This is a genomic window from Streptomyces sp. NPDC021115 (assembly GCF_044333065.1).
Taxonomy (GTDB): Bacteria; Actinomycetota; Actinomycetes; order Streptomycetales; family Streptomycetaceae; genus Streptomyces.
Map to the genome: position 1 here is coordinate 239,908 of NZ_JBIRQF010000009.1, position 15,618 is coordinate 255,525.

11 protein-coding genes are annotated in these 15,618 nt (G+C 72.9%); 7 read left to right on the plus strand and 4 right to left on the minus strand.

Annotation, left to right across the window (positions count from 1 at the left end; genetic code table 11):
• Window positions 1-207 precede the first annotated feature (207 nt).
• The 4 genes from ACH4TL_RS27090 to ACH4TL_RS27105 form a co-directional block, all read right to left on the minus strand.
• A complete protein-coding gene (locus ACH4TL_RS27090; protein ID WP_398320054.1) occupies window positions 208-2,634 on the minus strand; it encodes a transglutaminaseTgpA domain-containing protein in 2,427 nt (808 codons plus the stop codon).
• Window positions 2,631-4,019, minus strand: a complete 1,389-nt coding sequence (locus ACH4TL_RS27095; RefSeq protein WP_398320051.1) for a DUF58 domain-containing protein — start codon at window positions 4,017-4,019, stop codon at window positions 2,631-2,633. Before ACH4TL_RS27095 ends, ACH4TL_RS27090 begins: the two co-directional genes overlap by 4 nt.
• Window positions 4,019-5,068: an AAA family ATPase gene (locus ACH4TL_RS27100; protein WP_398320048.1), complete on the minus strand. Its 1,050-nt coding sequence runs from the start codon at window positions 5,066-5,068 to the stop codon at window positions 4,019-4,021. The genes ACH4TL_RS27095 and ACH4TL_RS27100 overlap by 1 nt, the downstream gene beginning before the upstream one ends.
• A 208-nt stretch (window positions 5,069-5,276) precedes the next feature.
• Window positions 5,277-5,834 carry a beta-class carbonic anhydrase gene (locus ACH4TL_RS27105; RefSeq protein ID WP_398320045.1) on the minus strand — a complete coding sequence of 186 codons (558 nt, stop codon included), beginning with the start codon at window positions 5,832-5,834 and terminating at the stop codon, window positions 5,277-5,279.
• Between the two features lie 419 nt (window positions 5,835-6,253).
• Between ACH4TL_RS27105 and rsmH the strand changes: the two genes are divergently transcribed.
• The 7 genes from rsmH to murD all read left to right on the plus strand — a co-directional run bounded on the left by rsmH (window position 6,254) and on the right by murD (window position 15,556).
• Window positions 6,254-7,213, plus strand: a complete 960-nt coding sequence (gene rsmH, locus ACH4TL_RS27110; protein ID WP_398320042.1) for a 16S rRNA (cytosine(1402)-N(4))-methyltransferase RsmH — start codon at window positions 6,254-6,256, stop codon at window positions 7,211-7,213.
• A gap of 83 nt (window positions 7,214-7,296) precedes the next feature.
• Complete coding sequence (locus ACH4TL_RS27115; protein ID WP_398320039.1) at window positions 7,297-7,743, plus strand: septum formation initiator family protein; 447 nt, start codon at window positions 7,297-7,299, stop codon at window positions 7,741-7,743.
• A gap of 4 nt (window positions 7,744-7,747) precedes the next feature.
• Window positions 7,748-9,730: a peptidoglycan D,D-transpeptidase FtsI family protein gene (locus tag ACH4TL_RS27120; protein ID WP_398320036.1), complete on the plus strand. Its 1,983-nt coding sequence runs from the start codon at window positions 7,748-7,750 to the stop codon at window positions 9,728-9,730.
• Window positions 9,731-9,742: 12 nt separating this feature from the next.
• The gene (locus tag ACH4TL_RS27125) at window positions 9,743-11,506 is read left to right on the plus strand and encodes a UDP-N-acetylmuramoyl-L-alanyl-D-glutamate--2,6-diaminopimelate ligase (protein ID WP_398320033.1); all 1,764 of its coding nucleotides are present in this window, start codon (window positions 9,743-9,745) and stop codon (window positions 11,504-11,506) included.
• A gap of 62 nt (window positions 11,507-11,568) precedes the next feature.
• On the plus strand, window positions 11,569-12,996 hold the full coding sequence (gene murF, locus ACH4TL_RS27130) for a UDP-N-acetylmuramoyl-tripeptide--D-alanyl-D-alanine ligase (protein ID WP_398320030.1): 1,428 nt from the start codon (window positions 11,569-11,571) through the stop codon (window positions 12,994-12,996).
• 59 nt (window positions 12,997-13,055) lie between these two features.
• Complete coding sequence (gene mraY, locus ACH4TL_RS27135) at window positions 13,056-14,123, plus strand: phospho-N-acetylmuramoyl-pentapeptide-transferase (RefSeq protein ID WP_398320660.1); 1,068 nt, start codon at window positions 13,056-13,058, stop codon at window positions 14,121-14,123.
• Window positions 14,120-15,556, plus strand: a complete 1,437-nt coding sequence (gene murD, locus ACH4TL_RS27140) for a UDP-N-acetylmuramoyl-L-alanine--D-glutamate ligase (RefSeq protein WP_398320027.1) — start codon at window positions 14,120-14,122, stop codon at window positions 15,554-15,556. Before mraY ends, murD begins: the two co-directional genes overlap by 4 nt.
• Window positions 15,557-15,618 lie beyond the last annotated feature (62 nt).

The window sequence follows — 15,618 nt, forward strand, 5'->3', positions numbered from 1 at the left end:
GGGCGGGGTTTTTGAGCGGGCCCTGGGCGACTGATAACGATTTTGTGGGGGGGGGCCCCCCCCGCCCCCCGCCCCTCACTCATGTACGGGCACCAGCCGCCCCGGTCCGTATCGGACGAGCCCCGCGCCGGGCCGCACCAAGCCCACCCCCACCCGGTGCCTTCCACCGGCGGTGGTGCCGACGGTGGAAGGGGCCCGGGGCGGTTCTCAGCCTCGCTCGCCGCGGGGGGTGCGCAGCTGGGCTGCCCAGCGGGCCCAGCGGGGGGCTCCCCAGCGGTCGACCAGGGCGGACCAGCGCTGGGCGCCCGACCACACCACCTGGGCCGCCGAGCGCGGGGCCAGCAGGGCCCGCAGCCGCTCCCGGCGCCCGGCCCCGGCCTGGAGACCGGCCAGGACGCGCCGCACATCGTCGGCGACCCCGGCAACCGGGCGCGGCCGTGGCGCGTACAGCACCTGCTCGACCGCCATGGCCACCCGCTCCGCCGCCCGGCTCGCCTCGTCGTCCAGCTCGGCGAGCCGCACGATCCGGGCCACGGCCTTGCGCGAGGTCTGCGAGTCGTCCGGCAGGACGCCGAAGTCCCAGGCCGAATCGACCAGTTCGTGCCAGGCCGCCAGGGTCCGGTCGGCGGCGTCCTGTTCGGTGCGCCCGCCGGAGCCGTCCAGTCTGCGGGCCCGGAGCCGCCGTCGCCACAGCATGGGCAGCAGCGGCACCACCACGAGCAGCAGCGCCAGCGCACTCCAGCCGGCGACCGTGGCCACCGAGAATCCGCCGCCCGAGGCGCCGTCACCGGGCTGCGGCACCGCGGCGGCCTCGCAGCCGCCCTGCTTCCGCAGCTCCGGTGCGCAGCTGTCCGAGGCGGACGGCGCGGCCGACGGCTCGGAGCTGGTGCTCGGCTGGGACGACGGCTCGTCGGGGACCTCGCCCGACGGCGTCTGCTCCATCGTGTAGTCGGGCTGGGTGCCGCGGCTCGGGGTGGGCTCGAAGCGGGTCCAGCCGACCCCCTCGAAGTACAGCTCGGGCCAGGCGTGGGCGTCCTTGAGCCCGACCGACACCGAACCGTCCGCCTGCGAGGTGCCGGGAGTGAACCCCACGGCCACCCGCGCCGGTATGCCGAGCGTCCGGGCCATGGCGGCCATGGAGAACGAGAAGTGGACGCAGAAGCCCGCCTTCTGCTTCAGGAACTTCGCGATGGCGGCCGAACCGCTGCCGGACTGCACCTCGGTGTCGTACCGGAAGCCCCCGTTCACCGCGAACCAGTCCTGGAGCTTGACCGCCTTCTCGTACGCGTTGGACGCGCCCGCGGTCACCTCGCGCGCGGTCCGGGAGACCACGGGCGGGAGCGAGTCCGGCACCTCGGTGTACTCGCGCTGCACCCGCGGGGGCGCCGGCGGGGCGCTGGCGAGCTGGTCGGCGGTCGGCTCGACCAGCAGGCTGGTGACCCGGTAGCGGGCGCCCCGGGTGGTCTGGCCGCGGTCGCCGACCAGCGTGCGGCCCTCCGGCTCGTACCGCCAGCGCCCGTCGATCTGCACCTTGTCGGCCGGGTAGGGGAGGGGCAGCCAGTTCTGCGCGTACCACTCGGCGGCCGAGATGGACGTGTCCACGGAGGTGGTCCGGACCGCGGGGCTGAGGCCGGGCGGCGACGGCAGCCGGTTCGGCACATCGGTGACGTGCCGCTCCGACGACTTCCAGGAGGCGCCGTCGAACTTGTCGAGTGCCACGATCCGCAGATACATGTCCTGGGTGGTCTGCGAGGAGGTGCGGTACCGCAGCACCTCCCTGTTCTCCGGCTGGTTCAGGCTGTCCTGGAGCGACACCAGCGGATTCACCGCCGAGATGGTGCCGCCGCCGCTCGGCCCGCCGCCGCTGCCCCGCCGGTCCAGCAGCCCGCCGTCCAGGGACGGCAGCACCGCGGGCACCGCGACCGCGATGCCCAGCGCCAGCACGCCGATCCGGTGGCCCGCCCGGACCGGGGCCGACGCCGGGGCGCCACCGGCTCCGCCGAGCCCCGAGGGCGGCATGCCCGGTGCGCGCGGGGCGCCGCCGCTGAAGACGCGGCCCCACTGGGAGAGCCGGTCCCGGCCCTCGGCCAGGAGCAGCAGCAGATAACCGGCCGCCGCTACCAGGAACCACACCCAGTCGCTGCCGTCGTCCGACAGGCCAGCCGCGACCGAGTACAGCGCGAGCAGCGGCAGCCCGGCGGGGGCCGCGCTGCGGTACGTCACCGCGAGCGCGTCGACCACCAGCCCTATCAGCAGCACCCCGCCGACCAGCAGCAGCCGGATGCCGTCGGTGACCGGCGCCGGGGTCGCGTACTGGCCGACGTCGCTGGCGCCCTCGCGCAGCAGCAGCCCGAACTCATGGAGGGCCTCCGGGCTCGGCACCACTCCGGCGAACGCCTGCCCGGAGGCGAAGACGGCCGTGAGCAGCAGCATCATCACCAGGCCCTGCCCCGCCACGGTCAGCGGACGGGCCAGCGGCACCCGGCGGGCGGCCACGCCCGCCGCGCTCTGGACCGCCAGCAGCAGCACGGCCTGGAGCAGCCACCCGGCCGGATTCACCAGCGGCAGCAGCGCACACGCGGCCGCGGCCGTGGCCACCGCCGCGCAGACCGCCAGCCGAACGCTCCCACTCATCCCCAGCTCCCTGTCATGCCGCCGACGACCGGATGCCCGGTGTCGGCCCGGGTGGCGCCGTGCCCGTCGGCCTGCCGCCACAGCTCCGCCAGCGAGGCGCCCGGGGCGACCGGCAGCGCCGTCCACCCCGCCTCGCGCAGCCGGCGCAGCGCGTCCTCCAGCTGCCCAGGGTCGGCGGGCTCCAGCCCGCGCGACCAGGCCGGGCCGTCCATGACGAACGCCACGGCCGCCGTGGCGCGGTGCCGCATGCGGCCGACGAGCGCCGCCTGCTCCTCGTCCAGATCGCCCAGGAAGGCCACCAGCAGACCCTCACCGCCGCCGCCCAGCACGTCGTACGCGAGGGACAGCCCGTCCTCGTCGGAGTGGTCCACCACCGCGAGGGTGTCCAGCATCAGCCCGGCCGTCTCCGCGGAGTCATGCGTGGAACCGGCGAATCCGCCCCCGCCCTCCGGTCCTGGCACCGAGGTTCCGGTGTCGGTCAGCAACCGGACCGCATAGCCCCGCTCCAGCAGGTGCACCGAGGCCGAGGCCGCGCCGCACACCGCCCACTCGAAGGGGGCGTCGGGCCCCGCGCCCTCGTAGGCGATGCCCCTGGTGTCCAGCAGCACGGTGCAGTGGGCGCGCCGCGGCTGCTCCTCCCGGCGCACCATCAGCTCTCCGTAGCGCGCGGTGGACCGCCAGTGCACCCGGCGCAGATCGTCGCCGTGGCGATAGCCGCGCGGGATCACATCGTCCTCACCGGCCAGGGCCAGCGAGCGGTGCCGCCCGTCCCCGTACCCCGCGGCCTCGCCGGTCAGCGGCACCGCGGGCAGCGGCTCGACCCGGGGCACCACGGTGAGCGTGTCGTACGCGCTGAAGGCGCGGGTCAGCTCGCACATCCCGAACGGGTCGTCGAGCCGCAGCTGGAGCGGGCCCAGCGGATAGCGGCCGCGCAGATCGGAACGGACCCGGTAGGACACCTCGCGGCGGCCGCCCGGCTCCACCCGGTCCAGCACGAAGCGGGGGCGCGGCCCCAGCACGTACGGCACCCGGTCCTGGAGCATCAGCAGCCCGGTGGGCAGCCGCGACACGTTGTCCATCCGCAGGTGCACCCGGGCCTCGGAGCCCGCCGGGACCCGCGCGGGCGCGAGCCGCCGGCTGCCCGCGACCCGGTACCGGGTGCGGTGGACGACGGCCACGCACACCAGGGGCAGGGCCGCCAGCAGCAGCCCCACCCGCAGCAGATCGGCCTGGCCCAGCACATAGCTGCACACCGCGGCGGCGACCCCGGCGGCCAGGAAGGACCGGCCGCGGGTGGTCAGCCCGGCGAGCGCCGCCCGGATCGTGCCCCGGTCCTCCCCGCTTCCGGCGCTCCCGGGGCCCGCGCCCGTCCCCCCTGTGGTCATCACAGCCTCCGGCTGCCCGGCTGCTGCCCGTAGTCCATCGGGGGCATGGGGGGCACCGGCGGCACAGGGCCGCCGGACCGCTGCCCGGAGGTGGGCAGCGGGGTGCGCTGGAGGATGTCCCCGACGACCTGCTCCGCGGTGCGCCGGTTCAGCTGGGCCTGGGCGGTCGGCAGCAGCCGGTGGGCCAGGACGGGGACGGCGAGGGATTGCACATCGTCGGGGAGGGCGAAGTCCCGCCCGGCCAGCGCGGCGGCCGCCTTGGCGGCCCGCAGCAGGTGCAGGGTGGCCCGGGGCGAGGCGCCGAGCCGCAGATCGGGATGGTTGCGGGTGGCGGACACCAGGTCCACCGCATACCGCCGGATGGCCTCGGCGACATGCACCGAGCGCACCGCTTCGACCAGCTTGACGATCTCGTGGGCGTGGGCGACCGGCTGCATGTCGTCCAGCGGGGAGACCCCGCCGTGCACGTCCAGCATCTCCAGCTCCGCCTGTGGGCTGGGGTAGCCGATGGAGACGCGCGCCATGAAGCGGTCGCGCTGCGCCTCGGGCAGCGGATAGGTGCCCTCCATCTCGACCGGGTTCTGCGTGGCCACCACCATGAAGGGGCCGGGCAGTTCGTAGCTCTTGCCGTCGATGGTGACCTGGCGCTCTTCCATCGATTCAAGGAGCGCGGACTGGGTCTTGGGCGAGGCGCGGTTGATCTCGTCGCCGATGACGATCTGGGCGAAGATCGCGCCCGGTTTGAACTCGAATTCCTTGCGCTGCTGGTCGTAGATGCTCACCCCGGTGATGTCCGACGGCAGCAGGTCGGGAGTGAACTGGATACGGCGCACCGAGCAGTCGATGGACCGCGCGAGCGCCTTGGCGAGCATGGTCTTGCCCACGCCAGGGACATCCTCGATCAGCAGATGCCCCTCGGCGAGCAGCACGGTCAGCGAAAGCCGTACGACCTCGGGCTTGCCCTCGATCACACCCTCCACCGACCGGCGGACGCGCTCCACTGTGGTGGTCAGATCGCTGAGGCTCGCTCGTTCGTCATAGGTCGTCACCCGGCCCTCCTCGGCCCGTTCTCAGGGCCGACTGTTGTCCCACCCAGGGACGGACCGGCCCACCGCAAACGCTGTCACCGTCCCCCGCGGGGTTGCGGGGGACGATGTCATCTACGCATTCTTGCGGTCTTCGCCGTCTCGCGTCACTCGGCTGTGGATAACCCGGGGTTATTTGTCACGCTTGTACGAGTTAGGGCTGAAAATCCACTCAGGCGCGGGGCTCGACCTCGCGCAGCAGACCGGTCGTCACATCGAAGACGAAGCCCCGCACATCGTCGCGGTGCAGCAGGAACGGCGAGGTGCGCACCCGCTCGATCGACTGGCGTACGTCGGCGTCGAGGTCCTTGAAGCACTCGACCGCCCACGACGGCCGCTGGCCCACTTCCTCCTCCAGCTCGTGCCGGAAGTCCTCGGTGAGGTTCAGCAGGCCGCAGCCGGTGTGGTGGATCAGCACGACGCTGCGGGTGCCCAGCGCGCGCTGGCTGATGGTCAGGGAACGGATGATGTCGTCGGTGACCACACCGCCCGCGTTGCGGATGGTGTGGCAGTCGCCCAGCTCCAGGCCGAGCGCTTCGTGCAGATCGAGACGTGCGTCCATGCAGGCGACGATGGCGACGTGCTGCACGGGGCGCGCGTCCATACCGGGGTCGGTGAAGCCCGCGGCGTACTGACGGTTGGCCTCGACGAGGCGATCGGTGACCGAACCGGCGGTGCCGGCGGCGCTGTCGGAGGACTGGGACTGCGGCTGCGACGCTGATATCGACATGGCTATGACCCTAAGCCCACCAGGGGATTTTGTCTTTTCTTTAGGTTGCGCAAAGGAGGGCATCAGGTGCTCCGAAGGGGTGATTGTGAGCCACTTCACGCTCCCGTGCGCCCCGTCCCGGCGCGTTCGGACGGAACCGTTCCGCTCCTGTCGACTCCGGTGGCGGGACGCGCTGGCCGGTTGGTTGACCGAAGGGACGAGTGGACTAAAGTGGCGCGAAGTGGGAGGCGTGACGCTCCCCTTGGATCCCGGAAATTTCGCGTGAGCGCGGTGCGTACGTACCCCTCGGCCTCCTCCCGCTCCGGTCGCCTGACGTCACTTCCCCGGCGCCAGTCGGCCGCTTCCCCTTCAGAGCGGGTGGGGACCCGGCGGTGCGTACCCGCCACGCCAGACCCTCAGAAGGGCGCACGAGCAGCGCAATGAGCAGCAACGCTCTCCACGTTCCCGTCATGCTTCAGCGCTGCCTGGACATGCTGGCCCCCGCCCTCGCCGAACCCGGCGCGGTGGTGGTCGACTGCACGCTCGGCCTCGGGGGGCACAGCGAGGCGCTGCTGAGCAGCTTCCCCGCGGCCCGGCTCATCGCCCTCGACCGCGACCCCGACGCGCTCCGGCTGGCCGGTGAGCGGCTGGCCCCCTACGGCGACCGGGCGACCCTGGTGCACGCCGTCTACGACGAGCTGCCCGAGGTGCTGGACCGGCTCGGGGTGCCGCGCGTCCAGGGCGTCCTGTTCGACCTCGGCGTCTCATCCATGCAGCTGGACGAGGCCGGGCGCGGCTTCGCCTACGCGCAGGACGCCCCGCTGGACATGCGGATGGACCAGACGGCGGGCATCAGCGCCGCCGAGGTGCTGAACACCTACCCGCCCGGCGACCTGGTGCGCATCCTGCGGGCGTACGGCGAGGAGAAGTTCGCCAAGAAGATCGTGGACGCGGTGGTCAGGGAGCGCGCCAAGGAGCCGTTCAGCAACAGTGCCCGGCTCGTGGAGCTGATCCGCGACGCCCTGCCGCAAGCCGCCAAGCGCACCGGCGGCAACCCGGCCAAGCGCACCTTCCAGGCGCTGCGCATCGAGGTCAACGGCGAGCTGGCGGTGCTGGAGCGGGCCGTTCCGGCGGCCGTGGCGGCGCTCGCGGTGGGCGGGCGGATCGCCGTGCTGTCGTACCACTCGCTTGAGGACCGGCTGGTCAAGCAGGTGCTGGCGGCCGGTGCCACCAACACCGCGCCGCCCGGCCTGCCGGTCGTCCCTGAGCGCTATCAGCCCCGGCTCAAGCTGCTGACCCGCGGCGCCGAGCTGCCCACCGAGGAAGAGATCGCCGAGAACCGCCGCGCCGCCCCGGCCCGCTTCCGGGGCGCGGAGCGCATCCGCGAGGACGCCCTGTGAGGGCGGCCGGGGCGAAAGGGCTCGCCGGGGCCAGAAGGCTTACCAGTGCGCAGGGGGCGGCCACGGCCAGGCGCACGCCCTTCGTGCTGCTCGTCGTCGTCCTGCTCGGCTCCGGCCTCATCGCGCTGCTGCTGCTGAACTCCTCCCTCAACCAGGGCTCGTTCGAGCTGACCAAGCTGGAGAAGCAGACCGACGAGCTGAGCGACGAGCGCCAGGCGCTCCAGCAGGAGGTCGATCAGCTCTCCGCCCCCGGCGCGCTGGAGCAGCGCGCCCGGGAGCTGGGCATGGTGCCCGGCGGCAGCCCGGCCTTCCTCAACCCGGACGGCACGATCGCCGGGGTGCCCGCACCGGCCACCGGGCAGCCCTCGGTGGCACACGCCCCCGGCCCGCTGCCTCCGCTCGTGCTCGACCCCACCCCCACCCCGGCGCCCTCGGCTTCCACCAAGGCCCCGGCCGTCCTGCCGTCGGCGAGCCCCGCGCCCCCGGCGGCCGCCACCGGCGCCCCGACCACCCCGGCCCCTGGCAGGTGACACGGTGACGCGACCCCAGGACCCCCGCCGGCGGGTGCCCGGCCCGGCGGCGCCGCGCGGCGACCGCGACCGCCGCCCGCGCCAGGGGGCGCAGCGCCGCCCCGCCGGGCGCGCCCCGCGCCCCGGCGCACAGCGCGGCGGGCGCCCCGGGGGCGCCTCGTCGCAGCTGCGTCTTGGCAGCCCGCGGCCCCGGCTGCGGCTGATCAGCCTCGGCCTCACCCTGGTCATGCTGGTCTTCGTCGTGCGGCTGCTCCAGGTGCAGGCCGTGGACGCCTCCGCGTACGCCGCCAAGGCCAACGTCAACCGCTACATCCCGGTGAAGCTGTCCGCGGAGCGCGGCTCCATCACCGACCGCGACGGCGTCAACCTGGCCACCACCGTGGACGCGTACGACATCACCGCCGCCCCCGATCTGCTCACCCCGCGCAACGCCAAGATGAAGGACGCGCCCCGGCAGGCGGCCGCCCTCCTCGCGCCGATCCTCGGGAAGAACGAGGCGGACCTCGAGGAGAAGCTCACCGACAACCCGAAGTCGCAGTACGCCGTGCTGGCCCGGCAGCAGACCCCGCAGGTCTGGAACCAGATCAAGGACCTGAAGAGCAACCTGGACGACGCCGCGGCCAAGGGCAAGGGCACCAACGTCCTGGCCGGGGTCAACCGGGAGTCGCACAGCAAGCGGGTCTACCCGGGCGGTTCCCTCGCCGCCGGGATCCTCGGCTTCATCGGCGCCGACGGGCGCGGCGCCGCGGGGATCGAGCAGCATCTGAACGGCAAGCTCGCGGGCAAGGACGGCAAGCGCGTCTACGCCCAGTCCGGCGGCCATCAGGTGCCCACCGGGGACCTCAGCGAGAAGCCCGCGGTGCCCGGCAGCGACGTCGAGCTGACGATCGACCGCGACATCCAGTGGGCCGCCCAGAGCGCCATCTCCGAGCAGGTGAAGAAGTCACAGGCGGACCGCGGCTACGTCGTCGTCCAGGACACCCGCACCGGACAGCTGCTGGCCATGGCCAACGCCCCCGGCTTCGACCCCAACGACATCTCCGCCGCGGACGGCGACGCCCTCGGCAACGCCGCCGTCTCCGACGCGTACGAACCGGGCAGCGTCAGCAAGCTGATGTCGATGGCCGCCGTGCTCCAGGAGGGCGCCGCCCGCTGGGACACCCAGGTGGAGGTCCCGAACCGGCTGCCGCGCGCGGGCCGGGCCTTCGCCGACGACATCGACCACCCCACCTGGTACCTCACGCTCAACGGGGTGCTCGCCAAGTCCAGCAACATCGGCACCATCCTCGCCACCGAGCAGCTGGCCAAGAACGAGAAGCGGAGGAACCAGATCCTCTACTCCTATCTGCGGCGGTTCGGCATCGGGCAGCCCACCGGGCTCGACCTCCCCGGCGAGACCCCGGGCATCCTGGCCAAGCCGCGGGACTGGAGCCCCTCGCAGGCGTACACCATCCCGTTCGGCCAGGGCCTGTCGCTCAACGCCGTCCAGGCGGCCTCCGTCTACTCCACCGTCGCCAACGGCGGCCAGCGCATCGCCCCCAGCCTGGTGCGCGGCACCCGGGGCCCCGGCGGCGACTTCAGCCCCGGTCCGGCGCCCAAGAAGACCCGGGTGGTGAGCGAGAAGACCGCGAAGACGCTCGCCGAGATGCTGGAGTCGGTCGTGGACGACCAGGAGGGCACCGGCGCCAAGGCGAAGATCCCCGGCTATCTGGTCGCCGGCAAGACCGGCACCTCCAACCGCGTGGACCCGAAAACCGGCCATTACCACGGTTACACCGCTTCCTTCGCCGGTTTCGCACCAGCCGACAAACCGCGCCTCACGGTCTACTGCGCGGTGCAGAATCCCACCAAGGGCAGCTATTTCGGCGGGCAGGTCTGCGGTCCGGTCTACAAGAAGGTCATGGAGTTCGGGCTCAAGTCGCTCCAGGTCCCGCCTACGGGTGCGCAGCCCAAGCGGCTCCCCGTGAGCTACAGCCCGGGCCAGTGAGCGGGTCCAGCCGTGACGACGATCACGCCGGAGCCCGGGAACCAGGGGCCGGTGCGCCGCTGCTCCGCCGCCGGATTTCGCGACGGAGCGGGTGGGCCGGGTACGCTCACCGCCGTGCCCGAAGCTGATCAGTCTCAAACCCCTCAGAAGGACGTTTCTGTGGAATACCCGGGAGCGCCCCGCCCTCTCCAGGTCCGGCCCGTACCGCTGGCGGAGCTGGCCGACCAGCTGGGCATCGATGCCTCCGGTCTCCCCGCGGAGGCCGCGGTCACCGGGATCACCCATGACTCGCGCGCGGTGCGCCCGGGCGATGTGTACGCCGCGCTGTCCGGCGCCCGGCTGCACGGCGCGGACTTCGCCGCCCAGGCCGCCGACCTCGGCGCGGCCGCCGTGCTGACCGACCCGGACGGTGCCGAGCGGGCCGCCGCCACCGGGCTGCCGGTCCTGGTCGTGGACAACCCGCGCGGCCGGATGGGCGCGCTGGCCGCCACGATCTACGACGAGCCGGGCCACAGCCTGCTCCAGATCGGCATCACCGGTACCTCAGGCAAGACCACCACCGCCTACCTCGTCGACGGCGGGCTCAGGGCGGCCGCGGAGAAGGCGGGCGGCGGTCCGACGGGGCTGATCGGCACCGTCGAGATGCGCATCGGCGACGAGCGCATCAAGTCCGAGCGCACCACCCCCGAGGCCACCGACCTCCAGGCGCTGTTCGCGGTCATGCGCGAGCGCGACGTCCACTCGGTCGTCATGGAGGTCTCCAGCCACGCCCTGGTCCTCGGCCGCGTCGACGGCTGCGTCTTCGATGTCGCCGTCTTCAACAACCTCTCCCCGGAGCACATGGAGTTCCACTCGGGGATGGAGGACTACTTCCAGGCCAAGGCGCAGCTGTTCACCAAGGCCCGCAGCCGGGCCGGAGTGATCAACTACGACGACGAGTACGGCCGTCGGCTCATCGAGGAGTCCGAGGTCCCGGTCACCACCTTCTCCGCCGAGGGCCACCCCGACGCCCACTGGCGCGCCGACGACGTCGAGGTCGGCCCGCTCGGCTCGACGTTCACCGCGATCGGCCCGAACGGCGAGACGGTACGGGCCGCCGCCCCGATCGCGGGTCCGTTCAACGTCGCCAACGCGCTCGCCGCCCTCGTCGCGCTCGCCGTCGCCGGAATCGACCCGCAGACGGCCGCGGACGGCATCGGCGCCGTCCCCGGCGTGCCCGGCCGGCTGGAGCGCGTCGACGTGGGCCAGCCGTACCTCGCGGTGGTCGACTACGCCCACAAGACCGACGCCGTGGAGTCGGTGCTGCGCGCCCTGCGCAAGGTCACCGACGGCAAGCTGCACGCCGTCCTCGGCTGCGGCGGCGACCGCGACCGGCTCAAGCGCGGGCCGATGGGCTCCGCGGTGGCCCGGTACGCCGACACGGCCGTGCTGACCTCGGACAACCCCCGCTCCGAGGATCCGCTCGCCATCCTCGCCGCGATGCTCGCGGGCGCCGCGGAGGTGCCCGCGCACGAGCGCGGCGACGTCCTGGTCGAGGAGGACCGGGCCAACGCCATCGCCGCCGCCGTCGCCCGCGCGGAACCCGGCGACACCGTGATCGTCGCGGGCAAGGGCCATGAGCAGGGCCAGACGATCGCCGGGGTGGTTCGCGCCTTCGACGACCGCCAGGTCCTGCGGGAAGCCATCGAGCTCAGCGAGCGAGCCAAGGGGCGCGGTCCGCGACGCCCCGAGGCCAGCGAACCGCACGGGCACACACTTCAAGACAACCAGGGATGACAGACCGCCATGCGCGCACCAGCCCCCTCCAGGCAGCTCTCCCGCACGGCCGGAGGTGATCAGTGATCCCACTGTCCCTCACCGAGATCACCGGCCTCGTCGGTGGGCAGCCGCACGACATACCGGACCCTGACCTGAAGGTCACAGGACCCGTCGTGATCGACTCCCGCGAGGTGCGGCCCGGGAGCCTGTTCGCCGCGCTCCCCGGCGAGCGCGTGGACGGCCACGACTACGCGCGCGGCGCGGTCGAGGCGGGCGCGGTGGCGGTCCTGGCCACCCGCCCGGTCTCCACACCGGACGCCCCCGTTCCGGCGATCGTCGTCCCCGACGTCGTCGCCGCCATGGGCGCGCTCGCCCGCGCCGTCGTCGAGCGTCTGGGCACCACCGTGGTGGCGCTCACCGGCTCCGCCGGCAAGACCAGCACCAAGGACCTCATCGCCCAGCTGCTCCAGCGGCACGGCCCGACCGTGTGGACGCACGGCTCGTTCAACAACGAGATCGGGCTGCCGCTGACCGCGCTGCGCGCCGATCCGACGACCCAGCACCTGGTGCTGGAGATGGGCGCCCGAGGCAAGGGCCACATCCGTTATCTGACGGACCTCACCCCGCCCCGCATCGGGCTCGTCCTCAACGTCGGCACCGCGCACATCGGCGAGTTCGGCGGCCGCGAGCAGATCGCCGAGGCCAAGGGCGAACTGGTCGAGGCGCTGCCCTCCGCCGAGGACGGCGGGGTGGCGGTGCTCAACGCCGACGACCCCCTGGTGCGCGCCATGGCGTCCCGTACGAAGGCCCGTACCGTCCTGTTCGGCGAGACCGAGGACGCCCAGGTGCGTGCCTCGAATGTCCGGCTTGCCGACGGTGGCCGCCCCGCCTTCACGCTTCACACCCCTACCGGGTGCGGTGACGTGACCATGCGCCTGTACGGTGAGCACCACGTGTCGAACGCGCTCGCCGCGGCCGCCGTCGCCCATGAGACGGGCATGTCCGTCGACGAGATCGCCGTGGCGCTCTCCGAGGCGGGGCAGCTCTCCCGCTGGCGGATGGAGGTCACCGAGCGCTCGGACGGCGTGACGGTCGTCAACGACGCCTACAACGCGAACCCCGAGTCCATGCGAGCCGCGCTGCGCGCGCTGGCCGCGATGGGCGCAGCTCAACCGGGGCGTCGTACGTGGGCGGTGCTGGGCCCGATGGCCGAGCTGGGCGATGAGTCACTGGCCGAGCACGACGCGGTCGGGCGGCTGGCCGTCCGGCTCAACGTCAGCAAGCTCGTGGCGGTCGGCGGCCGGGAGGCCGCGTGGCTGGACATGGGCGCCAAGAACGAGGGTTCGTGGGGTGAGGAGTCGGTGCACGTGTCCGACGTGCGGGCAGCGGTCGATCTGCTGCGGAGCGAGCTGCGACCGGGGGATGTCGTGTTGGTGAAGGCGTCCAGGTCGGTCGGCCTGGAGGCACTCGCGCAGGCGTTGCTCGAGGGTGAGGTCGCCGGGCGATGACCATGGGGCAGATCCTCCTCGCCGGTGGCCTCGCCGCGGGAGAAGAACACGTACCCGCCATGAGGCAGATCCTCTTCTCCGGAGCCATCGGGCTCTTTCTGACCCTGATCGGCACCCCGCTGCTGATCAAGCTGCTCGCCCGCAAGGGTTACGGCCAGTACATCCGGGACGACGGCCCGCGGACGCACGGCAGCAAGAAGGGCACGCCCACCATGGGCGGCATCTCCTTCATCCTGGCCACGCTGATCGCCTACGCCGTGACGAAGGTGATCACCGGCAGCCAGCCGACCTTCTCCGGTGTGCTGGTGCTCTTCCTGTTCGCGGGCATGGGCCTGGTCGGCTTCCTCGACGACTACATCAAGATCGTCAAGCAGCGCAGCCTGGGCCTGCGGGCCAAGGCCAAGATGGCCGGACAGCTGATCGTCGGCGTCGCCTTCGCGATCCTCGCGCTGAACTTCGCCGACGCCCGCCAGCAGACCCCGGCCTCCGACCGGCTCTCCTTCGTCCAGGACTTCGGCTGGTCCTTCGGCCCGGTGATCTTCGCGATCTGGGCGCTGTTCATGATCCTCGCGATGTCGAACGGCGTGAACCTCACCGACGGCCTGGACGGCCTGGCCACCGGCGCCTCCGTGATGGTCTTCGGCGCCTACACCTTCATCGGAGTCTGGCAGTACCAGGAGTCCTGCGCCAACGCGCAGACCCTCACCAACCCCTCGTCCTGTTTCGAGGTGCGCGACCCGCTCGACCTCGCGGTCGTCGCCTCCGCGCTGATGGGCGCCTGCTTCGGCTTCCTGTGGTGGAACACCTCGCCCGCCAAGATCTTCATGGGGGACACCGGCTCGCTCGCGCTCGGCGGCGCCCTCGCGGGGCTCGCCATCTGCTCCCGTACGGAGCTGCTGATGGCCGTCCTCGGCGGGCTGTTCGTCCTGATCACCCTGTCCGTGGTCATCCAGGTCGGCTCGTTCCGGCTCACCGGGCGCCGGGTCTTCCGGATGGCACCGCTCCAGCACCACTTCGAACTCAAGGGGTGGAGCGAAGTCCTTGTGGTGGTCCGCTTCTGGATCATCCAGGGCATGTGCGTGATCGTCGGACTCGGCATCTTCTACGCGGGCTGGCGGGCTTCGTGACCATCGACGTCACCGACCTCGCCGGACGGCATGTCACCGTCGCCGGACTCGGCGTCTCCGGGGTCCCCGCAGCGCGTGCGCTGCGGGGCCTCGGGGCCACGGTGACCGTCGTCAACGGAAGCGACGGCGACCCCCAGCGCGCCCAGGCCGCCGAACTGGAGCCGCTCGGCATCACGGTCCGGCTCGGCGACGGGGACACCCTGCCCGAGGGCACCGAGCTGGTCGTCACCACGCCCGGCTGGAAGCCCACCAGCCCGCTCTTCCTGGCCGCCGAGAAGGCGGGCGTCCCCGTGTGGGGCGACGTGGAGCTGGCCTGGCGGCTGCGTGGCCCGGACGCCCCGCCCTGGCTCGCCGTCACCGGCACCAACGGCAAGACGACCACCGTGCGCATGCTGGCGTCCATCCTGGAGGCGGCCGGGCTGCGCACCGCCGCCGTCGGCAACATCGGCGTCTCGCTCCTGGACATCGTGCTGGGTGACACCCCGTACGACGTGCTCGCCGTCGAGCTGTCCAGCTACCAGCTGCACTGGGCGCCCTCGCTGCGCGCCCACTCCGCCACGGTGCTCAACCTCGCCCCCGACCACCTCGACTGGCACGGCTCCATGGCGGCCTACGCGGCCGACAAGGGCCGGATCTACGAGGGCAACCAGGTGGCCTGCGTCTACAACGCCGCCGACCCCGCCACCGAGGACCTGGTCCGGGCGGCCGACGTCGAGGAGGGCTGCCGGGCGATCGGCTTCACCCTCGGCACCCCCGGCCCCTCCCAGCTCGGCGTCGTCGAGAACATCCTCGTCGACCGGGCCTTCGTCGCGAACCGGCAGAAGCACGCCCAGGAGCTGGCCGAGGTCGCCGACGTCAACCCGCCCGCCCCGCACAACATCGCCAACGCGCTCGCCGCCGCGGCCCTGGCCCGCGCCTTCGGCGTGCCGCCCGCGGCCGTACGGGACGGGCTGCGCGCCTTCCGCCCGGACCCGCACCGGGTGGAGCACGTCGCGGACGTCGAGGGCGTGAGCTACGTGGACGACTCCAAGGCGACCAACACCCACGCCGCCGAGGCGTCGTTGGGCGCGTACGAGCACATCGTGTGGGTCGCCGGGGGCCTCGCCAAGGGCGCCACCTTCGACGACCTCGTGACCACGGCCGCCCCGCGGCTGCGCGGCGTGGTGCTGATCGGCGCCGACCGCGCCCTGATCGGGGAAGCGCTCGCGCGACACGCAGCGGATGTCCCGGTCGTGGACCTCGACCGGACCGACACTGGGGCGATGGCGGCGGCTGTCCGGGAAGCGGCCCGGCTCGCCCGGCCGGGCGATACCGTCCTTCTGGCCCCGGCCTGCGCCTCGATGGACATGTTCACCAACTACAACAAGCGGGGCGACGCCTTCGCCGCGGCGGTTCACGACCTGGCCTCCGGTCCGGTCACGGACGAGCAGTAGCCCGCCGGTCCCCCGCGAGGACCACCGCTCGCGCGGAGAACCTGGAGGGGATACGACATGAC

Coding starts and splice junctions, on each gene's coding strand:
- ACH4TL_RS27090 (WP_398320054.1), bottom strand. CDS start 2,634: ATGAGTGGGAGCGTTCGGCTGGCGGTCTGCGCGGCGGTGGCCACGGCC.
- ACH4TL_RS27095 (WP_398320051.1), bottom strand. CDS start 4,019: ATGACCACAGGGGGGACGGGCGCGGGCCCCGGGAGCGCCGGAAGCGGG.
- ACH4TL_RS27105 (WP_398320045.1), bottom strand. CDS start 5,834: ATGTCGATATCAGCGTCGCAGCCGCAGTCCCAGTCCTCCGACAGCGCC.
- rsmH (WP_398320042.1), top strand. CDS start 6,254: ATGAGCAGCAACGCTCTCCACGTTCCCGTCATGCTTCAGCGCTGCCTG.
- mraY (WP_398320660.1), top strand. CDS start 13,056: ATGAGGCAGATCCTCTTCTCCGGAGCCATCGGGCTCTTTCTGACCCTG.